Below are 23,516 nucleotides of genomic sequence, written 5' to 3'. Positions count from 1 at the left end.
GCCAGCACTGCCGAACACCGAATCCGCAAGACGTGAGAGACCACAGGAACATGAGCAGGGCGTATAACTTTTGTGCAGGTCCGGCAACCTTGCCGGAAAGTGTGCTGGCACAGGCACGGGATGAAATGCTGGACTGGCGTGGCACAGGCATGTCCGTAATGGAGATGAGCCACCGTAGTGATGCGTTCGTTGAGATCGCCGAAACTGCTGAGCGAGACTTGCGTGAATTGGCCGGTGTATCAGATGATTACGCCGTACTTTTCATGCAAGGTGGAGCTTCAAGCCAGTTCTCCACGATTCCTCTGAACCTGCTTGGCGACAAAACGTCTGCGGATTATGTAAACACCGGAATCTGGTCGAAAAAGGCTATTGATGAAGCCAGGCGCTACGCCAATGTGAACGTAGTTGCGAGCTCGGAAGAGGGCGGCTTCGTCAGCATTCCAGATCAAACGTCATGGCAGACCAGTGCCGATGCTGCTTACCTGCATTACACGCCTAATGAAACCATCGGTGGTCTGGAATTCGATTTTGTTCCTGAAAGTGGCGACGTGCCACTGGTGGCAGATATGTCTTCTACCATGCTTTCGCGCCCTGTGGATGTCTCAAAATTCGGGATGATTTACGCAGGCGCCCAGAAGAATATTGGTCCTTCCGGTTTGGTTGTGGTCATCATCCGGAAAGACCTTCTGGGCAAAGCCCGTAAGGACACTCCGACCATGATGAACTATCAGGTAATTGCGGATAACGGCTCTATGTACAACACGCCCGCAACATACTCCTGGTACCTTGCCGGACTGGTTTTCAAGTGGTTGAAAGCTCAGGGTGGTGTAACTGCCATGGGCGAGACAAACCGCAGAAAAGCAGAAAAGCTGTACGGCTTTATTGATGCCAATACGTTTTACGCCAACCCTATTGATCCACGCTTCCGTTCCTGGATGAACATTCCCTTTACCCTTCAGGACGATGCCCTCAACGGTGCTTTCCTTAAAGGGGCCGATGCGCGGGGATTGTTGAACCTGGCAGGACACCGCTCAGTGGGAGGTATGCGTGCCAGCATCTATAACGCTATGCCTGAAGCTGGCGTGGATGCCTTGATCCAATACATGACTGAATTTGCAAAGGAGCGGGGCTGATCATGAGTGATGAGCAGACTCGCTTAGGAGAACTACGGGTAGAGATAGACAGCCTCGATCAACAGATCATGGAGCTGATCAGTGCCCGCGCAAAATGCGCTCAGGAAGTAGCCCACGTAAAGACGGCTGCAAGCCCCGGGCAGGACGTGTTTTTCTATCGTCCGGAACGGGAAGCTCAGGTACTACGCCGTATCAAAGAAGCCAACCCGGGTCCTTTGCCTGACGAGGAAATGGCACGGCTGTTTCGTGAAATCATGTCGGCTTGCCTGGCGCTGGAAAAGCCCATGCACATTGCCTTTTTGGGCCCTGTTGGCACGTTCACCCAAGCCGCTGCGCTCAAGCATTTCGGGCATTCGGTCGTAAGCGTACCTCTGCCGGCAATTGATGCGGTGTTCCGCGAGGTCGAATCCGGCGCAGCTCATTATGGTGTTGTGCCGGTCGAGAACTCCACGGAAGGCATGATCAACCACACCCTTGATATGTTCATGTCATCTCCGCTCAAAATTTGCGGTGAAGTGCAGCTTAGAATTCACCACCATCTTTTGGTGTCGCCGGAGTTTCGGGATCAGGAAATAACCCGCATTTATTCCCACCAGCAATCATTTGCCCAGTGCCGCCAGTGGTTGGATACCCACCGCTATGGTATTGAGCGAGTAACCGTTTCCAGTAACGCCGAGGCGGCACGCCGTGCAGCTAAAGAGCCCGGTACCGCAGCGATTGCTGGCGATATGGCCGCAGAGCTCTATGGCTTGGAAAAGCTGGCGAACAGCATCGAAGATCGACCAGACAACACCACCCGGTTCCTGATTATTGGCCGTGAAGAAGTGCCAGCCAGCGGACACGACAAATCATCCATTCTTGTCTCCATGAGAAATAAGCCGGGTGCTTTGTATCAGCTGCTTGAGCCGTTTCACAGTCATGGTATCAGCCTTACACGTATTGAAACCCGGCCGTCGCCTAGCGGCACATGGGCTTATGTGTTCTATATCGATTTTGAAGGGCATATGAACGATGAGCAGGCTCGCAAAGTGCTTGCTGAGGTGGATGAAGAGGCGGTCGAGCTCAAGCGCCTGGGTTCCTATCCCATCGGTGTTCTTTAGCAGATAGTTTTAAGGAAGGTATATGGCCATCGATTATCAGAGCCTTGCTGTAAAAGGCGTTCAGGCTTTGTCTCCTTACCAGCCGGGCAAGCCGATCAGTGAGCTGGCCCGTGAGCTTGGGCTGCACCCAGCTGACATTATCAAGCTTGCCAGCAATGAAAACCCTTTGGGCCCCAGCGATAAAGCGATTGCAGCGGCTGAAGGCGCGCTGAAGGAACTTTGCCTGTATCCCGACGGCAATGGATTTGATCTGAAGCAGAAACTGTCTACCTATCTTGGTGTTGGCTCGGATCAGATCACGCTTGGAAACGGCTCAAATGACGTGCTTGAAGTGATTGCCCGTTGTTTTGCAGGCGCGGATTCCGAAATTGTATTTTCCCAGTATGCATTTGCCGTTTACCCGATTGTTACTCAAGCCATTGGCGCCAAAGCGGTTACCGTACCGGCCAAAGACTGGGGTCACGACCTGGATGCCATGGCTGCCGCAGTCACAGAACGCACCCGGCTGGTATTTGTGGCTAACCCGAACAACCCAACGGGCACCGTGCACGGTTCGGACGCAATTGAAGCATTTTTGGGCAAAATTCCGGGCGATGTGCTGGTAGTCCTTGATGAGGCCTACTACGAATACATGACTGGACTGAAAGACCCGGACGGTGTTGCGCTGCTGAGCCGCTTCCCCAATCTGATCGTGTGCCGTACCTTTTCCAAAGCCTGGGGTCTTGCTGCCCTGCGTGTTGGTTACAGCATCAGCTCACCGGCGATTGCCGATATCCTGAACCGCGTGCGCCAGCCTTTCAATGTGAACTCCACTGCTCTAGCAGCCGCCACCGCGGTGCTGGACGACAAGGACTATCTGCAGCGCTCCCGTGCTGCCAACACTGCTGGTCTGAAACAGTTGCAAGAAGCCTTCGATCAGATGGGGCTTCGGTATATTCCGTCATCCGGTAACTTTGTGGCCGTTGAAGTGGGGCCGCAAGCGATGGGTGTTTACCAGGCCCTGTTGAGCCAGGGAGTTATTGTGCGCCCTGTAACAGGCTACGGCATGCCCAATCATCTTCGGGTGTCCGTGGGTTTACCTGAACAAAACGAACAATTTATCAACGCCCTCGCAAAAGCGCTGGCGGCATCAGGGCAGGGAGCCTGAGGTGCGATTGCGCGAACCGCTATTTCAGCGTGTGGCCATTATTGGCTTAGGCCTGATAGGTGGTTCGTTGGCGAGCGCCATCCGCAACAACAACCTTGCACGGGAAGTGGTTGGCGCAGATCAAAGTAAAGAAGATCTCCTGTTTGGCCAGTCTCTGGGTGTGATTGATACAATTGCGGAAACCACTGCAGAGGCGGTGCAAGGGGCTGACCTCGTCGTGCTGGCTGTGCCAGTGCAGGCGACCCGAAAGGTATTAGAAGACGTACGCCCGCATCTTGCGGAAGACGCCATTCTTACCGATGTGGGTAGTACGAAATCCGGTTTCGTAAAGGACGTAGAGGCGGTGTTTGGTGAGTTTTCGCCTCGCGTTATTCCCGGACACCCGATTGCGGGATCGGAGCGAAGCGGTATTCGTGCGGCCAACCCCGATCTGTTCAGCAACCACAAGGTGATACTGACCCCTCCCGATAAGGTTAGCGCCCCTCATCTGGCAAAGCTTCAGGCCTTGTGGGAAGCCTGCGGTGCCACAGTTCTCACCATGTCGGTGGCATATCATGATGAAGTGTTGGCGGCGACCAGCCACTTGCCCCACCTGATTGCGTTCTCCCTGGTGGATACACTGGCCGGCGAAGACCAGAACATGGATATTTTTCGGTATGCTGCTGGGGGGTTCCGTGATTTTACCCGGATAGCCGCGAGTGACCCGGTTATGTGGCACGACATTTTTCTTTCAAACCGCGATGCCGTTCTCCGGGTGATTGACCATTTTACCCAGGATCTGGACCAACTGCGCACAGCAATCGCAGATCAGGACGGCGCCACACTTTTGCGTGTGTTCGGCCGCGCCAAAGCAGCACGCGAACACTTTTCAAAAATGCTTTCAGGACAGGCTTACGTGACAAATAACAGTGAAAATCAAGTGACGTTTCGTCTTCAGCCCGGCGGCTCAGTTAATGGTGACATTCGGGTGCCCGGCGATAAATCCATTTCTCATCGCTCGATTATGCTTGGGGCGCTGGCAGAGGGGGTGACCGAGGTAAAAGGTTTCCTCGAAGGAGAAGACAGTCTCGCAACACTGCAGGCTTTCCGTGATATGGGTGTTGCCATTGAAGGGCCAGATAACGGCTTTGTGCGCATTCATGGTGTTGGAATGCATGGTTTGCAGGCGCCGCGTGGGCCAATATATCTCGGCAACTCTGGCACTGGCATGCGCTTGTTTACCGGGCTGCTGGCCGCGCAGCCTTTTGAGTCTGAGCTCACCGGCGACGCCAGCCTATCCGTTAGGCCTATGAATCGAGTTGCTGATCCACTTAGGTCTATGGGTGCAGTGATCGACACAGCAGAGGGTGGTCGTCCGCCTTTGAAAATCCGGGGTAGCCAGAACAAGAAGCTCACCGGTATCCACTACGATATGCCGGTTGCCAGTGCCCAGGTGAAGTCTTGCCTGTTGCTTGCCGGCTTGTATGCCGACGGCACCACCTCTGTTACTGAGCCAGCGCCAACTCGCGACCATACTGAGCGCATGCTGACTGGGTTTGGTTATAAAGTAGAGCGTGATGGCCCAACTGCCAGCCTTACAGGTGGTGGTAAGCTAATCGCTAATGCTATTGATATTCCCGCAGATATATCGTCGGCCGCTTTTTTTATGGTTGCCGCCAGTATTGCTCCGGGGTCTGACCTGACGCTGCGCCATGTGGGCATGAATCCAACACGGGTAGGTGTGATCAACATCCTGCAGCAAATGGGCGGAAACATTGAGGTCATGGCCGAGCGTGAAATTGGCGGCGAACCAGTTGCCGATCTTCGCGTTCGCTCCGCTGAGCTCAAAGGTATTATTATTCCGGAAGACCAAGTGCCGCTGGCTATCGATGAGTTCCCGGTGCTATTTATTGCTGCCGCTTGCGCTACGGGGCGTACCGTTTTAACCGGCGCTGAGGAGCTGCGGGTAAAAGAAAGTGACCGTATTCAGGTGATGGCAGACGGCCTTGCAACACTGGGTGTCGAAACCACGGTTACGGGAGATGGCATTATTATCGAGGGCGGGCAGACCATTAAAGGCGGCTCTGTTTACAGCCATGACGACCATCGCATTGCTATGTCTTTTGCAGTGGCCTCGTTGCGCGCCACCGAAGAGATTGAAATTAACGGCTGCGCGGTTGTGGCAACATCCTTCCCGGGCTTTGTGGAGCTTGCGAAGGAGACAGGTATTAATATTGTCGCTGAGGTTTCCGAGCCGGGCGCTGAAAAGGGAGCCCTTTAATGCTGGAAGGTAGCGCACCCGTTATTGCCGTTGATGGCCCGGGCGGATCAGGCAAGGGCACAATTACTCAAATGTTGGCCAAAAAGCTGGGCTGGCACTTGCTCGACAGCGGCGCGCTCTATCGGCTGACGGCTCTTGCGGCAGAGCGTCAAAACGTATCGCTGGAGGATGAGGCCGCGTTGGTAAGTGTGGCAGCGTCTCTGGATGTGGCTTTCGAACCCACGCCCGAAGGTGAGCCGGTAAAAGTGATATTAGCCGGAGTAGATGTCACTGCAGATATACGTACAGAAACTTGTGGCAACAACGCTTCAAAGATTGCCGTTATGCAGCCGGTTCGTGATGCGCTTTTGCAGCGTCAGCGTGACTTCCAGCAAAAACCTGGGTTGGTCGCTGATGGCCGTGATATGGGTACCGTGGTGTTCCCGGATGCACCCGTCAAAATTTTCCTGACGGCCAGTGCAGAAGAGCGAGCCCAGCGGCGTTTCAGCCAGTTGAAGGCAGCGGGTGTCGATGTTAGTATTGACGCCCTTTTAGAGGAGATACGGGTTCGTGATGAACGGGATATGAACCGTTCCGCAGCCCCTCTCAAACCAGCAGACGATGCGCAAGTCATTGATTCTACAGGTTTGAGTATACAGGAGGTGCTAGACAGGTGTGTGGCCGCAGTAGGTCAGACCTGACTACACCTTTTTGTCGTTGAAAGTCCGGGAACAGCGTAATCTGCCAGCCGCTGGCTGATTCCGGAATTTATTAACAGACCGTGTTGCTGGTGACACGGAGCATACTTGCATTGAACCTATAGGACTCATAATGAGCGAGAGCTTTGCGGATCTTTTTGAAGAAAGCCTAAAAGAAATTGACATGAAACCAGGTTCCATCGTCCAGGGAACCGTAGTTGATGTTGATAGCGACTGGGTCACAGTTAACGCCGGGCTGAAGTCCGAAGGTGTTATCCCCGCCTCCCAGTTCCTGAATGAAAAAGGCGAGTTGGAAGTAGCTATTGGCGACGTAGTCGACGTAGCACTGGATGCAGTGGAAGATGGTTTCGGTGAAACCCGTCTTTCCCGTGAAAAGGCCAAGCGTGCTGAATCCTGGAAGGTACTCGAGAAGTCCTTCGAAGCGGAAGAGGTGGTCAAAGGTATTATTAACGGCAAGGTTAAGGGTGGTTTCACCGTTGATCTGGCTGGTATTCGTGCGTTCCTGCCGGGCTCCCTGGTAGACGTTCGTCCGGTTCGCGATACCGCGCACCTGGAGAACAAAGAGCTCGAATTCAAAGTTATCAAGCTGGACCAGAAGCGTAACAACGTGGTTGTTTCTCGCCGCGCCGTTCTGGAAGCTGAAAACAGTGCCGAGCGTGAAGCTCTGCTCGAAACCCTGACAGAAGGCCTGTCAATTCAGGGTATCGTCAAGAACCTGACCGACTACGGCGCGTTCGTAGATCTGGGTGGTGTTGATGGTCTGTTGCACATTACCGATATGGCTTGGAAGCGCATCAAGCACCCGAGCGAAATCGTAAACGTTGGTGACGAGATCAACGTTAAAGTACTGAAGTTCGATCGTGAGCGTAACCGTGTATCTCTGGGTCTGAAGCAGCTGGGTGAAGATCCCTGGGTTGATATCAAAGGCCGTTACCCTGAAGGTACCAAGGTTACTGCACGTGTAACCAACCTGACTGATTACGGCTGCTTTGCTGAGCTGGAAGAAGGTGTTGAAGGTCTGGTTCACGTATCTGAAATGGATTGGACCAACAAGAACATCCACCCATCCAAAGTCGTTAATGTTGGCGACGAAGTGGGCGTGATGATTCTGGACATCGATGAAGAGCGTCGTCGTATCTCCCTGGGTATCAAGCAGTGCGTATCCAACCCATGGGAAGATTTCTCCGGCAACTTCAACAAGGGCGACCGCATCTCCGGTAAGATCAAGTCAATCACTGACTTTGGTATCTTCATCGGTCTGGACGGTGGCATCGATGGTCTGGTTCACCTGTCAGACATCAGCTGGAACGAAACAGGCGAAGAAGCCGTTCGTGAATACAAGAAGGGCGACGATGTTGACACCGTTATCCTTTCTGTAGATCCCGAGCGCGAGCGTATCTCCCTGGGTATCAAGCAGCTCGAAAGCGATCCATTCGCTGAGTTTGTTCAGTTGAACGATAAAGGCTCTATCGTTAAAGGCACTGTTTCCGCCATTGACGCCAAGCAAGCTACTATCGCTCTGAACGACGAAGTTGAAGCGATTCTGAAAGCCTCTGAAATCAGCCGTGATCGCGTTGAAGATGCGCGTAACGCTCTGAAAGAAGGCGAAGAAGTCGAAGCTAAGATCATCAGCATCGATCGCAAGAACCGCATCATCAACCTGTCGGTCAAGTCCAAGGACGTTGAAGACGACAAGCAGGCGATTGATACAGTTCGCAGCAAAACTGCAGAAACTTCCTCCGGTGCGACCACCATTGGTGATCTCATCAAGGAACAGATGCAGCAGCAGAACGCCAACAAGGACTAATATCCGGTTGGTAATAAAAAAACGGGCTCTAAGAGCCCGTTTTTTTTGTGTTTTTTTCTGATTTAGCTAAACTGAAGGGGTGGGAATTCGGCGATCATCGGCCGAATAAATAAGAAAAGAGGGAAGTGCCTCATGACGAAGTCAGAACTGGTCGAATTAATTGCCTCGAAACAAACGCAGCTCTCAGTTAAAGACGTTGAGTTGGCGGTGAAAACAATTATTGAGCATATGTCCCAGTCGCTTGCTAACGGACAAAGAATCGAGATCCGGGGATTTGGCAGTTTCTCCCTTCACCATCGAGCCGCCCGCACAGGCCGGAACCCAAAAACCGGAGAGGCTGTGCAGCTACCGGCAAAGTATGTTCCTCACTTCAAGCCCGGCAAGGAACTGCGTGAACAGGTGAATGACAGTTTGAAGCAGGGCTTTTAGGCTTTTCATCCCTGAATCGAAACACCTATAATTCGAGCACTTAACAGCGTTTGGGAGAGCTAAAGCTATGGCAGGATTACAGAAGATCCTTTTGATTCTGTTGGTACTGGTCCTGGTATTGCTGGCCCTTGTGTTCTCTCTGAATAATCAGATGGCGGTGGCTCTCAACTTTTTGGTGTTTGAGACCAAGCCCCATGGCGTCGCCGTCTGGATTATCATGTCTTTTGTTATTGGCGCATTGGTTGGAATTTTAATAACCATCCTCGCCACCTTCCGCACGTCGGTTTCCCGTCGAACTCTCCAGAAACGACTAGGTCGCGCCGAGCAGGCATTGGAGAAATCCAAGGCTCAGAACGATCAGGCTATTTAATGGACATAGTCTTTCAGTGGCTACTGTTGACCGTTGCAGTTGCCGTGGGCTGGTTTGTCGGCCGGCTGGGTAATGGTCGTAGCCGAACTCGAACAAAGATTGCCGACGAAGACTCGGTTAAAGATCGACTGCAGTTTCTTTTTACGAATTATTCGGACCAGGCCGTCGATAATTTTGTGCAATCGCTGGCTGTTAATAAAGATACCGTAAGTCTTCATCTCTCCATTGGCAGACACTTTCGCAACAAAGGCGAAACGGACCGAGCCATTCTCGTGCACCAGAATTTGCTTGCAAGGCCTGAGCTGCCTCCTCGGTTTTCCCCTCAGGTAACGCTAGAGCTCGCGATGGACTTCCTCAATGCAGGCTTGTTGGACCGCGCTGAAGCGCTACTGCAGCAGTTGATGGGGGATCGCGAGTACGGTCGAAAAGCGGCGCAGCAACTCATCGAGCTTTATCAACAAGAGAAGGAATGGGGCAAGGCTGCAGATGTCGCCCGAACCCTGACCAAAAATGATGCAGACCCTGCCATGTTTAAGGATCTGGCTTATCTTACTTGTGAGTTGGCGGAAAAGGCCCTTGTGCAGGATGACCGTTGGAACGCTCAGAAGCTTGCCAAAGAGGCGCTGGATTACGACCGCTCTTGTGTTCGCGCCACATTGATTCTGATGAAAATACTGGTCCGACAGGGCAGCTATCGGGACGCGGGTAACCAGGGACTGAAAGTATTTGACCAGAACCCGAATTTTGGGCCGGAAGCCATTGACCGCCTCATGAAGCTTGAGCACGAGCACGGAGATATTGGCAGGCTGGCCAAAAAACTACGTAAGTTATACGAGACCTACCCGAGTACCAGCTTACTATTGGCTCTGGTAGAGTCGGTTGAGCGAGTTTCAGGCCGCCCCGCGGCTATAGAGTTGTTGCGTCTTGAGCTGGAAACCCGCCCCAGTATGAGAGGCCTGTTACGGCTTGTTGAAATGGCAGGCTATGAAAAGGGTATAACCACTGACGAAGGGCGCCTCGTTAGCCGCATCGGTCTTATGATTCTTGCCAACAGGCCGGTTTACCGCTGTGTAAGTTGCGGCTTCTCCGGTCAGCAGCTGCACTGGTTGTGCCCTAGCTGTAAACAATGGGAAACGGTTCGCCCAATACAAGGCGTTGAGGCTGAATAGTTTTGTCCTTGTTTTCAGTTATTAATATTTACCAACATTCTTTATCAAAACCCCGCAGGACATACCAACGTGCAAACTTCGAACGACCCCAATATCATCGTTGCTCTGGACTTCCCCTCTGCAAACCCGGCACTGGAACTGGCAGATAAGCTTGACCCGAAGAAGTGCCGCCTGAAGGTTGGCAAAGAGCTTTTTACCCGATCCGGACCTCAGTTGGTTGAAAGCTTGCAGAAGCGCGGTTTTGATGTGTTTCTGGATCTGAAATTCCACGATATTCCCAACACTGCTTCATCGGCTGTGGCTGCCGCGGCAGATCTGGGTGTGTGGATGGTGAATGTGCATGCATCTGGCGGCGAGAAGATGATGCTGGCTTGCCGCGAGCGGCTGGAGGCCTTTGGTAAAGATAAGCCTCTGTTGATCGCGGTTACGGTCCTCACCAGCATGGGTGCTGAAGATCTTGCTGGAATTGGTATCACAGGCTCGCCGGAAGCACATGTGTCCCGCCTGGCAACACTGACGCGAAACTGCGGTCTGGACGGCGTAGTCTGCTCTGCGCAGGAAGCCCCTAAGCTCAAAGCAGAGCAGGGCATTGACTTCAAACTGATCACCCCGGGCATCCGGCCCTTAACCGCAGATAAAGGCGACCAGCAGCGCATCATGACGCCCAGCGATGCCCTAAAAGCCGGTTCCGACTACCTTGTTATAGGTCGCCCGATTACACAGGCTACGGATCCTCTGGCTGCGCTTGAGGCTATTTATGCTGAAGTGATGGGTCTTTAGGGTGTAAAACGAAAAAACCCGCTAACTCAAAGAATTAGCGGGTTTTTAAATAGTGGCTCCCCGAGCTGGGCTCGAACCAGCGACAAACGGATTAACAGTCCGTTGCTCTACCAACTGAGCTATCGGGGAACGTCGTCATGTGACGAGGCGCGTATATTAAGATTACACCACGGCCTCGTCAACCCCTTACCGATTTTTTTAGCTCAAAGCCTTCTGCAAACGCTCAATGGCCTTTTCCAGATTATCCATGCTCGTCGCAAAACTCAGGCGCATGTGGCCAGGGCAACCGAACGCAGAACCCGGAACCAGCGCAACGCCCGCTTCGCTCAACAGCTTCTCTGCGAACTCCACATCGTTGCTGACATCCGGGGTGGCATCAATTGCTGCCTGGAAGCTCGGGAACACGTAGAAGGTGCCGTCGCCTTTCAGGCATTCAACACCTGGCAGCTTGTTCAAGGCGTCTACCAGCCAGTCGTGGCGCTCTTTGAACGCCTTGACCATTTCACCTACGCAGGCCTGATCCCCATCCAGAGCGGCAGTAGCCGCGGCCTGGGAGATGGAGCAGGGGTTAGAGGTGCTTTGAGACTGAATCTTCTTCATGGCCCCAATGATTTTCGCGGGGCCAGCCGCGTAACCGATACGCCAGCCCGTCATTGAGTAAGCTTTGGATACACCATTGAGTACAAAGGTGCGCTCGTAAAGCTCTGGGCAAGCGTTGAGAATGTTGCAGAACGGCTGACCTGTCCAGAGGATCGGCTCGTACATATCATCTGTGGCAATCATGATGTTCGGGTGCTTCTTCAGCACCTCGGCAATCGCCTTCAGCTCTTCCATGGTGTAAGCCATACCGCTGGGGTTGGAAGGGCTGTTGATCACGAACAAACGTGTGCGCTCGGTAATCGCGCTTTCCAGTTGTTCCGGAGTGATCTTGAAGCGGGTTTCGGCACCGGTTTCGATGATAACCGGCTTGCCTTCAGCAACCAGAACCATATCCGGGTAGGATACCCAGTAAGGCGCAGGGATAATGGCCTCGTCGCCCGCATTCAGAGTTGCCAATGCAAGGTTGAAAAAGCTCTGTTTGCCACCACTTGACACGAGTATCTGGTTGGCTTCGTATTCCAGGCCGTTATCCCGTTTGAATTTCGCAATGATTGCTTTCTTTACGGCTGGCGTACCATCAACAGCTGTGTACTTGGTCTGGCCGCTTTTGATGGCCTCAATGGCTGCTTGCTTGATGTGCTCCGGGGTATCGAAATCCGGTTCGCCTGCACCAAGGCCGATAATATCCTGGCCAGCTGCGCGCAATTCGGCAGCTTTGTTGGTGACTGCGAGGGTGGGGGATGGCTTGATTGCCTGTACTCGGCTGGAAAGTTGAAGGTCCAAACTTGCGCTCCTTAAAGCTGCGTCTGATAGGTCCGTGACCGGCGGGGTGTCTGAATCCTTGCCTTATGGCGGCTGATTTTCGCCCAGCCGTCGATCGCGTTGATGGTACCATGAAGTTGGCGTAACAATAAATTTCTCTCTCGGGCCAAGTCTTGCAACCATAAGACCTGGCTAGGGTTCGTAGGTTGTGTAAGCGGAGGTTGTGTGCCGATTATGGCCAGTAGTGATTCCAGCATTTCAGGTAAAGAGGGCGTCTTCATTGTTGACTCGCCATTTGAGCCCGCCGGTGACCAGCCAAAGGCCATAGAAGGCCTAATTGACGGCATTCATTCGGGATTGGCAAGCCAGACGTTATTGGGCGTTACCGGCTCGGGCAAGACGTTTACCGTAGCCAAGGTGATCGAATCGGTACAGCGTCCGACCATTGTAATGGCCCACAACAAAACCCTGGCTGCGCAGCTCTATGGCGAATTTCGCGAATTTTTTCCCGACAATGCCGTGGAATACTTCGTGTCCTACTACGATTACTACCAGCCTGAGGCCTACGTTCCCTCATCGGATACATTTATAGAGAAAGACGCTTCTATTAACGAGCACATAGAGCAGATGCGGCTGTCTGCCACTAAAGCACTGCTTGAGCGCCCCGATGCGATTATTGTGGCAACGGTGTCTGCAATCTATGGCTTGGGTGATCCAAAGTCCTACCTGAAAATGATGTTGCACCTGGATAGGGGCGACAAGATAGACCAGCGGCATATTCTGCGCAGGCTGGCTGAGTTGCAGTACACCCGCAACGACATCGAATTCCACCGGGCCAATTACCGGGTGCGGGGTGATGTTATCGATGTGTTTCCGGCGGAATCGGAAAAGGAAGCGGTGCGGATCGAGTTGTTTGATGAAGAGGTGGAAAACCTCAGTTATTTCGACCCGCTTACCGGCGAAGTGCTCCGACGGGTTCCCAGGGTTACGATTTATCCCAAGTCGCACTATGTCACGCCGCGGCAGACGATTCTGGACGCCGCGGAGCGAATCAAGGTGGAGCTGGACGAGCGCCTGCAGCAGCTCCGGGACAACAACCGCCTTGTGGAAGCCCAGCGGCTGGAAGAGCGAACCCGCTACGATATGGAGATGATGAACGAGCTGGGCTATTGCAACGGCATCGAGAACTATTCCCGCTACCTTTCAGGTAGGGAGCCTGGCGAAGCCCCTCCAACACTGTTTGATTACCTGCCGCCGAATGCGCTGCTGGTTGTTGATGAATCCCACGTGACCATTCCGCAAATTGGTGCCATGTACAAAGGCGACCGCTCCCGAAAAGAAACTCTGGTGGAGTATGGTTTCCGCTTGCCGTCTGCGTTAGATAACCGACCCATGCGGTTTGACGAATGGGAGCGCATTGCGCCCCAGATGATCTTTGTGTCAGCCACACCCGGCAATTACGAAGCCGAACATGCGGGGCAGGTGGTAGAGCAGGTTGTCAGGCCCACTGGTTTGTTGGATCCGGTGATTGAAGTGCGCCCGGCGTCGACACAGGTGGACGATCTGCTTTCGGAAATCCGTGCCCGGGTGAAGGTGGAAGAGCGAGTTCTGGTAACAACGCTTACCAAGCGAATGGCGGAGGATCTTACGGACTTCCTGATGGAGCACGATGTTCGCGTGCGCTACTTGCACTCGGACATAGACACGGTTGAGCGTGTAGAGATTATTCGCGATTTGCGCCGGGGCGAATTTGATGTGCTTGTGGGCATCAACTTGCTGCGTGAAGGTCTGGATATGCCGGAAGTGTCGCTGGTGACCATTCTGGATGCGGATAAGGAAGGCTTCCTGCGCTCCGAGCGGGCGCTGATTCAGACGATTGGCCGCGCCGCCAGGAACCTCAACGGGAAAGCAATTCTGTACGGCGACCGCATTACCGGTTCCATGCAGCGGGCCATTGATGAAACAGATCGCCGGCGCGCCAAACAGCAAGAGCACAATGAGGCGCACGGTATCACTCCTCAGGGGCTTAATAAGAAGGTGGCGGACATCATGGAAGGTGCCGGTGGTGGTGGCCGCGGCCGACGAAAAGCCGAACGGCCAGGGGAGAAGGCTGCAGAAGAGGCTGAGCAGTATCGCACACGGGTTGGCAGCCGTTCGCCACAGGATTTGCTCAAAGAAGTAACGCGCCTCGAGGATGAGATGTACAAGGCAGCAGCAGAGCTCGACTTTGAGGCAGCCGCCCGCCTGCGGGATGAAATATCCGGCCTTAAAGAGGCCGCTCTGCGAACCGGATAAACCGGTTCAGATACCATATCAGCGCTTGGGGCCAACAATAACAGCGGCCCTGAGTGGCTGAACGCTGCCGTATCGCGAAATTTGGCTGAATACCCGCTTATCCACCGGTAAATATTGCTTGTCTGCCACGGTTTCGCCATCGTCGGCGTCTATTTCCGGATCGTGCAGATAGACGAACTGATCATCTATGGCGCATACCGTAACCCAATGAGGCACGCGGCTGCGGTTCAGTTGCCAGGTGCTAATCAGTATCACTGGTATCTGGCCGTTGAGCAGAGCCTGCTCCATGGCGTCCAGCGTCAGCGGGTCGTGGTGTAGCTCGATGTCTGTTTGGCCGATATCATGCAAAAACCCTTCATGGACCAGTTCCAGAACCCGCTTTTTATCGTCGTTGCGAACTGTGTCCCGGAATAGGGGGCCTTCTGTGCTGATCCAGACACTGGCTTCAAAACCACGCTTCCATGCCGATAGCGCAAGACCGTGTGGGCCGCAGCCACCATGGCCGGCGAGCATGAAGATTGTAGTCGCTTCACGCCAGATTCTGAGCTCTTCCAGAGTGGTGAGCGACTGCTCCTCATCAAGCGCGGCCATAGCCATAATCAATGCTGCTGGGCCGCAGGAAAAGTCGGTGGTTTGAGGGTAGTAGGGTACGGGCAGGAATTCCTGCGTGGGCTCATAAAACAGAATGCGGCGTTCAAAGCGCAGGGCCGTGCCCTGATCTTCGTAATAGTCCCGATAGGTACCAAACTGCCGATAGCCCAGGCGCTTGTACAGGGCAATGGCGCCGCTGTTATCTTCCCGAACTTCGAGGCGCATGAGAATGCGGCCGGCCTCTGCTGCCTCGCGCTCTGCCAACTTCACCAGCTTTTCACCAACACCACGGCCGCGCGCCGCAGGCAGCACCGCAATAGAGTAGATGCGCGCCATTCGGGTTGCTGCGCTCATCAGCACCAGGCAATAGCCCAGGAGCTCGCTCACGCCCTCATTTTTTGTTTCCGCAACGATCAATCTGTCCCGGGGCATGTCCAGAAAACGCCGAAAGCTTCGACGGGATAGCCTGTCTTCCGTAAAGCAGCGATGCTCAAGCTGGAGAAGCGCATTCAGATCATCACTTGTGGCTTGCCGGAGTTGCAAATCGGACATGGTTAAAGCGGCCTTGCGAATATAGGCATGGGGCATGCTGGTAGGCTTCCCGTATGCAGCTATTATGATTGAGAGTAACGAATTGGAAAATACGCTTATTATGAGTAAAAGCACTCATTATCAGTGGATTGTTCCAGCACCCGCAGCGGCGTATTGTTGCGGCGTGTTATCCAGGCAATTATCTCCGGGGAGGAGCGCCTTTAATGTCTCGTTTGCTTATCGTTGTAGACCGCACCAAGGACTGGGCTCCGTATTACCCCAGTGAGGATGTACTGACGTTCGATCAGTACCTGCAATTCTCTGCGCCGGCGACCAGTCGCGTGCGTGTTATCAACTTGTGTCAAAGTGCGAAATACCTCAGCCGTGGATACTACTGCTCATTGCTGGCTGAAGCCCGTGGGCACCATGTAGTTCCGTCTGTGATGACGCTGAACGATTTGAGCCGGAAAGGGCTGTTCTCTCTTGAATTGGAAGAGCTCGACGCGAGTGTTGTCAATTGGCTGGAAGCGGCTGGCTCGGCCATTGATCCGGCCAGCGATGAACGCAACGCCACCCACGAAGTTCGGGTTCGCACCTACTTCGGGCAAACCGAGCATCCGGATCTTAAACCGGTGGCGCGGGCCTTATTTGAGCGGTTTCCTTGCCCGATTCTTGAAATCGTGTTCCGGCGCCGGAAAAACTGGCAAATTGAATCCATGAAGCCCGCTGCGCCTGCAGATCTGAACGAGGCTGACCAGGATGTTTTTGCTGCTGCATTGGACCGCTTCAGCAGCATGGTTTGGCGCAAGCCGAGAACCCGCCGCCGGTACCGCTATGACCTTGCGATTCTGGTGAATCCGGATGAAGAAATGCCGCCCAGCGATGCGGTGGCATTGAAACGCTTTGAAAAAGCCGGGCGCAAGCTGGGAATTAACGTGGAGCAGATTACGCGCCGGGATTACATGCGTTTGCCTGAGTACGACGGCCTGTTCATCCGTGAAACCACAGCCATCGACCACCACACCTATCGCTTTGCTCGTAAGGCCGAAGCTGAAGGCATGGTGGTGATTGACGATCCTGCATCGATCCTCAAGTGTACTAACAAGGTCTTTTTGGCGGACCTGCTGAAAAACAACAAGATACCTACGCCCAAAACGCTGATTCTTTCAAAAGACCAGAAAGATGCTGTGGAACAGGTGATTCAGGAGTTGGGTTTTCCGGCGGTTATTAAAATACCGGATGGTGCATTCTCTCGAGGTGTGACCAAGGCTGAAGATGAGGCATCCCTCAGAGCAGGGCTGAAAGATCTGTTCCGGCAGTCAGCGTTGGTATTGGCGCAAGAGTACCTGTATACCGATTACGACTGGCGTATCGGCGTGCTGGGTGGCCGGGCAATCTACGCGTGCAAATACATGATGGTGAAAGGCCACTGGCAGATCTATCAACACGGCGAGTCAGCAAGTGAGAGCGGTGGGTTCGAAACCATGCCCACTTATGAGGTGCCGAGAAATGTTATCCAGGCCGCGCTGAACTCCACGCGACTGATCGGTAACGGGCTCTATGGCGTGGATATCAAACAGTCTGGAAACCGGGTTGCCGTCATTGAAGTAAACGATAACCCGAGTATTGATGCGGGTGTTGAAGATCTGTTTCTCGGCGGCGAACTTTACACGCTGATCATGCAGGAATTCCTTTCCCGAATGGAAGAGAATCGCCGCCGTTAACACCTTCTGAGTTACGGATGCCGGGTGGCCGGCTTACAGGCCGGCTACCCAGATCCTTACACTGCCAAACCATGGGTATGCTTCCAGATGCTGCCGGACGTTTTCGGGTGTGAAAACCGCCTCCGCGTCCTGCTCGTCGAGAAAAATCTCCAGATGCAATTTGTTTCTCAAGTAATGAAGTCTTAGCCGGCTACGCTGGGGTATTTCACCCAGGTGTTCCGCAATGATGCTTGTAACCTCTGCACGCGAGGGTAGCTGTTTGGTGGTTGCAAACTCGTGGTCCTCATCATTTTCGGCGTCAATGTGGAAGTTGATGTCGAGAATGTTGTCCAGAGCATTGCGCATTCCGGCGACTACTTGCATACCAATCTGATGCCCTTCTGACACACTGATTTCCGGGCGCACGACCAGGTGGATATCCAGAAGAATATCCTGCCCCATACGCCGGCTGCGAAGTTCGTGCACGTTTAAAACGCCGTCAGTTCCCCGCGCTATGGTTTTCAGCATTTCGGTATCATCGGGTGATAACCCGGTGTCTACAAGCTCCTGAACGCTGTCCCAGGTAAACTTCCAGCCAATGTGGATAATGATCACCGCAATCGCTACGGCTGCGAGCATGTCCAGCCATACAAATCCAAGCATGGCGCCCGCCGTTGAAACCAGAACCACCAGGGAAGAGAGGGCATCGGTGCGGCTGTGCCAGGCATTGGCGATAATTAAATCTGAGCGGATGGCCAGGCCGACGTGCTTGGTGTAGCGGAAAATCCACTCCTTTCCCACAACCGAAATGGCTGCGGCGACCAGCACTGGCCATTCGGGAATGTGGTCAACATCGCCTTCAATCAGCCTGAGGGTGTTTTCCCAGGCAAGGGCTGCACCCACAGCGATCAGGATACTACCAAGTACCAGGGTGCCAAAGGTCTCGATGCGCTGATGTCCGTATGGATGACAATCATCCGGTTCCTGGCGGGAGACTTTCATTACGCCCAGCACAACAACATCGGATGCTACATCCGTAAAGGAGTGAATTCCGTCAACCAGAAGAGCTTGGGAGTGAAAAAGCGTGCCGCCGATGACTTTGATGACTCCAAGGAAGGCGTCAAGGATCATTCCTATAATCGTAACCCGGGAGGCTGCTTTCATTTCCACCGCCAGGTTGTCGCGATTGCGTTGGGCTGGTGAAACGGGTTGCTGCATTGAAAAAAGCTCCGAAAATTTCTGCATTCCTGCTTGATTTATACACATCATAGCAGTAGTGGCTTTGAATGACAGTTTGTTCAGAATCTTTTCTATTTTAAGTGAAAATTAAATAACATGTTGAAAATAAACGAAAAATAAACTGGTCAAAAAATGATCAATCTGTAGATGAGCGCAGATTGCAAGGGTTAGGCAAGGATGCTCCGTGATTTTCAACAGGGTTATCCACAGATTCCGTGGAAAAGCTCCCAAGGGCCTAAGTATACAGATGTTTAGCACTGTTGTTTTATGTTACCGGGCCGCTGTGGAAAACTTCCGGTATACTCGCGAGCACGTTTTCTTGAGGAGTTTTCAGATGTACGGCGTTATCCGCAATCTGCTTTTCCGGTTATCACCCGAACAGGCACATGCTGTTGCATTAAACAGCTTGGATCTGGCGCATCGCCTGCGTCTGCTGGGTGCTTTTTCACCGAAAGCAGAGGCACTGCCAGTCAACGTGATGGGGCTTGATTTCCCCAACCCGGTGGGGCTTGCAGCAGGGCTGGATAAAAATGCAGACCATCTGGACGCTCTGGGCGCCCTCGGGTTTGGATTTATTGAAGTTGGGACAGTTACACCGCTGGCGCAGCCCGGTAACCCGAAACCCCGCATGTTCCGCTTGCCAGAGCATCAGGCCATCATTAACCGCATGGGGTTCAATAACGAAGGCCTGGCCCACATGCTGGAGCGAGTAGACAAGCGCAGCTACCGGGGCATTCTCGGCATTAATGTTGGTAAAAACAAAGATACGCCAAACGAGGAATCCGAGTCGGATTACCGTAAGGGTATTGCGGCTGTTTATAGCCGCGCAGACTACATCACGGTAAACGTGTCATCACCGAACACGCCCGGTTTACGGGATCTTCAGTTTGGTGATTCCCTGAAAGGCCTGCTCCACGCCATCAAGGATGAACAGTTAAAGTGCCAGAGCCAGCTCGGCCGTTACGTGCCGATTGCCGTTAAAATTGCTCCGGATATGGATGATGAAGGTATTCGGTTTGTTGCCTCAGCTTTGAAAGAGGTCGGGCTGGATGGTGTTATTGCTACAAACACCACCATAAGCCGCGATGCAGTTGCAGGCCACGTGTATGGGGCAGAGGCCGGTGGGTTAAGTGGTGCTCCGGTTAGAGAGGCGTCCTTAAGGGTTATCAAAGGGCTGTATGCAGAGCTTGGCGATGAATTGCCAATTATCGGTGTGGGAGGCATTATCGATGGTGAGAGTGCGGCTGAAAAGATCCGTGCAGGCGCCAAGCTGGTTCAGCTATATACTGGCTTTATTTATCGAGGGCCCGAACTGATTGGTGAAACCGTCGAGGCGATTCGGAAGCTCCGGTAAAGGAAGGGCCCGCAATGCGGGCCCTCACGGGGAGTTAACCCCGTTGCGCTCATCAGCGCATGAGACGGGGCGGGAGGCCCCGTATTGGTTGTGCTGAATACTGCGTCAAATTGTGTGACAAAAGATCAGATTAAGAAGTCGGGGTTTAGTAAATATCACGCGGTGGTGACGTTTGCCATTTTATGGATACCAGAGACGCCGGTCATGCCATCCCATTGATCTGTGCGGCCTTCTCGCCACCCGTTCAGCCATTCCTGGCGAACTTCTGCCTGGTCGAGCGGACAGCTGTCTTTGGACTTTCCGGACACGCCAGCGAGGTAACCCCGCTTGAATGCACGAGCGTACATATCTCTTTTCTGTCTTTTCATGCCGTTCCTCACTAATGGATTAACAGAACAAGCGTGTACACTTCTGCAGTGGCTGTGACATGTGGAATCCACTCCGGGATAACCCACTATTGCCAGCTCCAGCCAGAGCAGTCAGGATCCTGTTAACGAAAGGGAGTTACCCCTTTCCGAACGACGCGTCACCTACAAGGTAAGCCGAAGTTCGAGCAGAAGTACACTATCATTTTGATCTAACGGATCGCTTTTTTTGGTCTAAACTGAATAAGCGATGACCTGAAACCTATGAACGCTGCAATTCCCGTGACTTAGCGAGAATTGCCTAAAGAGCCTGGAGTTGAACTTGTCCAAACCTGTATTTTTTGTAAGTTGCCCAAAGGGTGTTGAGTACCTTCTGGCGGACGAGCTCGGCACCTTGGGTCTCGGGCTGGTGAAAAACGCACCGGCTGGCGCATGGGTAGAGGGCTCGCTTGAGGCTGGATACCGGGCCTGCCTGTGGTCGCGTTTGGCGAACCGGGTGGTTCTCCATATTGACGAAGTAGCGGCTACCAGCGCCGATGAGCTTTACGATGGCGTTGTTCACATTGACTGGCAGCAGCACATTCCTGTCGATGGCAGTTTCCGAGTCAACTTCATTGGTGAAAACGAGGAAATCCGTAACACCCAGTTTGGTGCTCAGCGGGTAAAAGACGGAATTGTAGACCGGTTCACGATGAGCGGCGGAAAGCGTCCGGCGGTTGAAGCCAAAACACCGGATGTCACCGTATCTGCACGGTTGCATCGTGGTCGACTGGCTCTGGGTATCGACATCAGTGGACACAGTCTGCATCAGCGCGGCTACCGAACAGAGCAAGGTCTTGCGCCTTTGAAGGAAAACCTTGCAGCTGCGTTGCTATTGCGAGCGGGCTGGCCTGAAATTGCAGCGGCGGGTGGTGATTTTGTTGATCCGATGTGTGGTTCAGGCACGCTCGTAATTGAAGCGGCGCTGATGGCATTGGACATAGCGCCAGGCCGTCGTCAGGAGCGATTCGGTTTCGAAAAATGGTTGGGCCACCAACCTGAAACCTGGCTGTCTTTAAGGCAAGAGGCTGAGAAGCGAGCATACGAAGGCAAGCAGGGCAGAGTACCGAAGTTTTTGGGATTTGATCAGGATAGCCGGGTCATTTCCACAGCGCGCAATAATGCTCAGCGAGCAGGGCTTGAAGGCTTGGTTGAGTTCCAGGTGCAATCGATTGAAGAGCTATCATTGGGTGATGACAGGGCAGAAGCCGGGCTGGTTCTGGTAAACCCTCCCTACGGCGAACGCCTGAGCGACAGGCAGGCTTTGGCAGGCCTATACGAATCACTTGGCGATGCTGTCAAAGAGGCCGCGTCAGGATGGCGCCTGGGTGTGTTTACGGGGGCTCCGGAATTCGGCAAGTCCATCGGCTTGCGCAGTTTCAAACAATACAAGTTGTTTAACGGCAAGCTACCAGCACAACTGCTTCTGTTCACCATTGATGAGGCGAGTGTGCGCACGCCTCGCGAGCCTGGACTCCCGGGTGAAGTCCTGCCCCGCATTGCGAATGAAGAGCGAGCAGCCATGCTGCGAAATCGTCTGAAGAAAAATATGAAGACTATCGGTCAGTGGGCGCGCAAGCAAAATATAAGCTGTTACCGCCTGTACGATGCGGATATGCCAGAGTACGCGCTGGCGATCGATATGTATGAGGGCAGGGTGCATGTGCAGGAATACGTTGCCCCCAAAACCATTGATGAGCGCTCCGCACGGGATCGCCTGGCCGAAGCACTGGCGGTTATTCCGGAAGCCTTGGGCATTGAGCGGGATCAGATGGTGTGCAAACAGCGGCAGCGTCAGGCTGGCGTTAACCAGTATGAAAAGCAGGATGCCAGCGGCGAGTTCTTTCATGTGAAGGAGCACGGTGTCACCCTCAAGGTGAACCTTAAGGATTATCTCGATACCGGGCTATTCCTGGATCACCGGCCTGTGCGCCACTGGATTCAGCAAAATGCTCAGGGCAAGCGGTTTCTGAACCTGTTCTGTTACACCGGTGCCGCGACTGTTCATGCGGTTGCTGGAGGCGCCAGCCGCTCCCTGAGCCTCGACTTGTCTAACACCTATGTTGGCTGGGCTCAGGACAACCTCAGGTTGAACGCGGCAGATCCACGGAAGCATAAGGTAGAGCAGACGGATTGTCTGGCTTGGTTGGCTGCAAAGCCCAAACCTGATCAGGTTTACGATCTGATCTTTATGGACCCGCCAACCTTTTCCAACTCTGCCCGTATGGCAGGTGTATTGGATGTTCAGAAGGATCACGGCAGGCTGATCCGCCAGGCCATGGCAAGGTTAAGTACGGACGGCTTGCTGATTTTTTCCAATAACTTCCGGCGCTTCAAGCTTGATGATGAGTTGGCCGCAGAGTTTGAGGTTGAAGAGGTAAGTGCAAGCACTCTGGATAAGGACTTCCAGAGGAATGCTCGAATTCACCGGTGCTGGCACATCCGGAAAAGTCTGTAACATTCCATCTGAATTTTGAGAAGGTGTTTAAAACTCGTATTTCAGGCCGGTAGAAAACTGAAAGGTGTTAGCGTCAGTACCAGTATCCTTGAAGAATTTACCGCCCTCTAATACGAGGTAAGTGTCGTCAAACACTTCGAAGTCCATCCCGAATACCCAGCTTACGCCGAAGCTGCTGTCTGGAAAGTCGCCTTCCATATCCTGGAATTCGGATCGTACCGGCCCATTTTCATCGTTGATTTCAGCGGTGCCGTGGATAAAAGAAAATCCGGCCTGTGCGTAGACGTTGGCATAGTCTGTAACAGGGTAGTGCAACCCCATATACCAGCTGGCAAAGTAGTCAACGGCAAGGGTCAGGCCGCTATCGCCTACTTTGGCATCCCTGTATCCTCCGCCTGCACGTAGCTCTGCGTGAAACAAATCTGTGATATGGGTGCCCATAATCAGTGCCGCGCCACTACCAGTAGCCTGCTCTTTCGAGACTTCACCTATGGTGCGGTAGTTAAACGCTGTGGTTATCAAACCCACATAGTGCTTATCCTCCCGTGGCTTTTCCTGCGCCAGGGAAGCTTGAGAGTGAAGCAGGCAAGCTGGCAGCAGTGCGAGGATCAGGTGCGATCGAACAACCTTTTTCATTATTATCGGGTTTCCTGACGTGAGCGGTTACGGTCTGAGTTTGCCTTGTG

The 23,516-nt window shown here is 53.4% G+C and carries 19 protein-coding genes and 1 tRNA gene; 14 read left to right on the top strand and 6 right to left on the bottom strand.

Going from position 1 to position 23,516, the window contains the following annotated elements:
- Positions 1-50 precede the first annotated feature (50 nt).
- The 10 genes from serC to pyrF all read left to right on the top strand — a co-directional run bounded on the left by serC (position 51) and on the right by pyrF (position 10,893).
- The gene (gene serC / locus AADB16_RS12810; RefSeq protein WP_309044269.1) at positions 51-1,133 is read left to right on the top strand and encodes a 3-phosphoserine/phosphohydroxythreonine transaminase; all 1,083 of its coding nucleotides are present in this window, start codon (positions 51-53) and stop codon (positions 1,131-1,133) included.
- Positions 1,134-1,135: 2 nt separating this feature from the next.
- The gene (gene pheA, locus AADB16_RS12805; RefSeq protein ID WP_410803826.1) at positions 1,136-2,233 is read left to right on the top strand and encodes a prephenate dehydratase; all 1,098 of its coding nucleotides are present in this window, start codon (positions 1,136-1,138) and stop codon (positions 2,231-2,233) included.
- 22 nt (positions 2,234-2,255) lie between these two features.
- On the top strand, positions 2,256-3,380 hold the full coding sequence (hisC, locus tag AADB16_RS12800) for a histidinol-phosphate transaminase (RefSeq protein ID WP_410803824.1): 1,125 nt from the start codon (positions 2,256-2,258) through the stop codon (positions 3,378-3,380).
- 1 nt (position 3,381) lies between these two features.
- The gene (locus tag AADB16_RS12795) at positions 3,382-5,640 is read left to right on the top strand and encodes a bifunctional prephenate dehydrogenase/3-phosphoshikimate 1-carboxyvinyltransferase (RefSeq protein ID WP_410803822.1); all 2,259 of its coding nucleotides are present in this window, start codon (positions 3,382-3,384) and stop codon (positions 5,638-5,640) included.
- A 2-nt stretch (positions 5,641-5,642) separates the two neighbouring features.
- Entirely contained in the window at positions 5,643-6,320 is a 678-nt protein-coding gene (cmk, locus tag AADB16_RS12790; protein ID WP_298449463.1) for a (d)CMP kinase, read from the top strand.
- Positions 6,321-6,450: 130 nt separating this feature from the next.
- Positions 6,451-8,145: a 30S ribosomal protein S1 gene (rpsA, locus tag AADB16_RS12785; protein ID WP_200204364.1), complete on the top strand. Its 1,695-nt coding sequence runs from the start codon at positions 6,451-6,453 to the stop codon at positions 8,143-8,145.
- Between the two features lie 132 nt (positions 8,146-8,277).
- Positions 8,278-8,574: an integration host factor subunit beta gene (locus AADB16_RS12780; protein WP_100640373.1), complete on the top strand. Its 297-nt coding sequence runs from the start codon at positions 8,278-8,280 to the stop codon at positions 8,572-8,574.
- A 67-nt stretch (positions 8,575-8,641) separates the two neighbouring features.
- Positions 8,642-8,944 (top strand): LapA family protein, encoded by a 303-nt coding sequence (locus AADB16_RS12775; protein WP_309044273.1) that lies wholly within the window; start codon positions 8,642-8,644, stop codon positions 8,942-8,944.
- Positions 8,944-10,113 (top strand): lipopolysaccharide assembly protein LapB, encoded by a 1,170-nt coding sequence (lapB, locus tag AADB16_RS12770; RefSeq protein WP_410803819.1) that lies wholly within the window; start codon positions 8,944-8,946, stop codon positions 10,111-10,113. Before AADB16_RS12775 ends, lapB begins: the two co-directional genes overlap by 1 nt.
- A gap of 69 nt (positions 10,114-10,182) precedes the next feature.
- Entirely contained in the window at positions 10,183-10,893 is a 711-nt protein-coding gene (gene pyrF / locus AADB16_RS12765; RefSeq protein WP_410803817.1) for an orotidine-5'-phosphate decarboxylase, read from the top strand.
- Positions 10,894-10,946: 53 nt separating this feature from the next.
- Here pyrF and AADB16_RS12760 read toward each other — a convergent pair.
- A tRNA-Asn gene (locus AADB16_RS12760) sits at positions 10,947-11,022 on the bottom strand.
- 69 nt (positions 11,023-11,091) lie between these two features.
- On the bottom strand, positions 11,092-12,276 hold the full coding sequence (locus tag AADB16_RS12755) for a pyridoxal phosphate-dependent aminotransferase (RefSeq protein ID WP_410803815.1): 1,185 nt from the start codon (positions 12,274-12,276) through the stop codon (positions 11,092-11,094).
- Between the two features lie 213 nt (positions 12,277-12,489).
- Here AADB16_RS12755 and uvrB point away from each other — a divergent pair, with 213 nt between their 5' ends.
- Positions 12,490-14,550 carry an excinuclease ABC subunit UvrB gene (gene uvrB, locus AADB16_RS12750; protein ID WP_309044277.1) on the top strand — a complete coding sequence of 687 codons (2,061 nt, stop codon included), beginning with the start codon at positions 12,490-12,492 and terminating at the stop codon, positions 14,548-14,550.
- A gap of 18 nt (positions 14,551-14,568) precedes the next feature.
- Here the strand turns inward: uvrB and AADB16_RS12745 are convergent, their stop codons facing one another.
- Positions 14,569-15,693: a GNAT family N-acetyltransferase/peptidase C39 family protein gene (locus tag AADB16_RS12745; RefSeq protein WP_410804559.1), complete on the bottom strand. Its 1,125-nt coding sequence runs from the start codon at positions 15,691-15,693 to the stop codon at positions 14,569-14,571.
- Positions 15,694-15,896: 203 nt separating this feature from the next.
- On the opposite strand from AADB16_RS12745, the gene AADB16_RS12740 reads away from it, so the two are divergent.
- Positions 15,897-17,396, top strand: coding sequence for a RimK family protein (locus AADB16_RS12740; RefSeq protein ID WP_298446840.1), 1,500 nt, complete (start codon positions 15,897-15,899; stop codon positions 17,394-17,396).
- A 33-nt stretch (positions 17,397-17,429) separates the two neighbouring features.
- Here the strand turns inward: AADB16_RS12740 and AADB16_RS12735 are convergent, their stop codons facing one another.
- Complete coding sequence (locus AADB16_RS12735; RefSeq protein WP_309044279.1) at positions 17,430-18,593, bottom strand: cation diffusion facilitator family transporter; 1,164 nt, start codon at positions 18,591-18,593, stop codon at positions 17,430-17,432.
- Between the two features lie 355 nt (positions 18,594-18,948).
- Between AADB16_RS12735 and AADB16_RS12730 the strand changes: the two genes are divergently transcribed.
- Positions 18,949-19,968: a quinone-dependent dihydroorotate dehydrogenase gene (locus AADB16_RS12730; protein ID WP_410803813.1), complete on the top strand. Its 1,020-nt coding sequence runs from the start codon at positions 18,949-18,951 to the stop codon at positions 19,966-19,968.
- A gap of 155 nt (positions 19,969-20,123) precedes the next feature.
- Here AADB16_RS12730 and rmf read toward each other — a convergent pair whose 3' ends face one another.
- Positions 20,124-20,336 carry a ribosome modulation factor gene (rmf, locus tag AADB16_RS12725; RefSeq protein WP_200204386.1) on the bottom strand — a complete coding sequence of 71 codons (213 nt, stop codon included), beginning with the start codon at positions 20,334-20,336 and terminating at the stop codon, positions 20,124-20,126.
- 319 nt (positions 20,337-20,655) lie between these two features.
- Here rmf and rlmKL point away from each other — a divergent pair, with 319 nt between their 5' ends.
- Complete coding sequence (gene rlmKL, locus AADB16_RS12720; protein WP_309044281.1) at positions 20,656-22,830, top strand: bifunctional 23S rRNA (guanine(2069)-N(7))-methyltransferase RlmK/23S rRNA (guanine(2445)-N(2))-methyltransferase RlmL; 2,175 nt, start codon at positions 20,656-20,658, stop codon at positions 22,828-22,830.
- A 27-nt stretch (positions 22,831-22,857) separates the two neighbouring features.
- On the opposite strand, the gene AADB16_RS12715 is transcribed toward rlmKL, so the two are convergent.
- Positions 22,858-23,466: an outer membrane beta-barrel protein gene (locus tag AADB16_RS12715; protein ID WP_309044282.1), complete on the bottom strand. Its 609-nt coding sequence runs from the start codon at positions 23,464-23,466 to the stop codon at positions 22,858-22,860.
- Positions 23,467-23,516 lie beyond the last annotated feature (50 nt).

It is taken from the genome of Marinobacter sp. KMM 10035 (assembly GCF_046537445.1).
In the GTDB taxonomy this organism is placed as follows: domain Bacteria; phylum Pseudomonadota; class Gammaproteobacteria; order Pseudomonadales; family Oleiphilaceae; genus Marinobacter; species Marinobacter sediminicola.
Note: the sequence above shows the minus strand (reverse complement) of the source record. Positions and strands in the feature narration are given on the sequence as shown.

Excerpts from the sequence above, each read along its gene's own strand:
- AADB16_RS12745 (WP_410804559.1), bottom strand. The coding sequence starts at position 15,693 with ATGTCCGATTTGCAACTCCGGCAAGCCACAAGTGATGATCTGAATGCG.
- uvrB (WP_309044277.1), top strand. The coding sequence starts at position 12,490 with ATGGCCAGTAGTGATTCCAGCATTTCAGGTAAAGAGGGCGTCTTCATT.
- serC (WP_309044269.1), top strand. The coding sequence starts at position 51 with ATGAGCAGGGCGTATAACTTTTGTGCAGGTCCGGCAACCTTGCCGGAA.
- pheA (WP_410803826.1), top strand. The coding sequence starts at position 1,136 with ATGAGTGATGAGCAGACTCGCTTAGGAGAACTACGGGTAGAGATAGAC.
- AADB16_RS12780 (WP_100640373.1), top strand. The coding sequence starts at position 8,278 with ATGACGAAGTCAGAACTGGTCGAATTAATTGCCTCGAAACAAACGCAG.
- AADB16_RS12715 (WP_309044282.1), bottom strand. The coding sequence starts at position 23,466 with ATGAAAAAGGTTGTTCGATCGCACCTGATCCTCGCACTGCTGCCAGCT.
- AADB16_RS12740 (WP_298446840.1), top strand. The coding sequence starts at position 15,897 with ATGTCTCGTTTGCTTATCGTTGTAGACCGCACCAAGGACTGGGCTCCG.
- rmf (WP_200204386.1), bottom strand. The coding sequence starts at position 20,336 with ATGAAAAGACAGAAAAGAGATATGTACGCTCGTGCATTCAAGCGGGGT.
- AADB16_RS12730 (WP_410803813.1), top strand. The coding sequence starts at position 18,949 with ATGTACGGCGTTATCCGCAATCTGCTTTTCCGGTTATCACCCGAACAG.
- hisC (WP_410803824.1), top strand. The coding sequence starts at position 2,256 with ATGGCCATCGATTATCAGAGCCTTGCTGTAAAAGGCGTTCAGGCTTTG.
- rpsA (WP_200204364.1), top strand. The coding sequence starts at position 6,451 with ATGAGCGAGAGCTTTGCGGATCTTTTTGAAGAAAGCCTAAAAGAAATT.
- AADB16_RS12775 (WP_309044273.1), top strand. The coding sequence starts at position 8,642 with ATGGCAGGATTACAGAAGATCCTTTTGATTCTGTTGGTACTGGTCCTG.
- AADB16_RS12735 (WP_309044279.1), bottom strand. The coding sequence starts at position 18,593 with ATGCAGCAACCCGTTTCACCAGCCCAACGCAATCGCGACAACCTGGCG.
- lapB (WP_410803819.1), top strand. The coding sequence starts at position 8,944 with ATGGACATAGTCTTTCAGTGGCTACTGTTGACCGTTGCAGTTGCCGTG.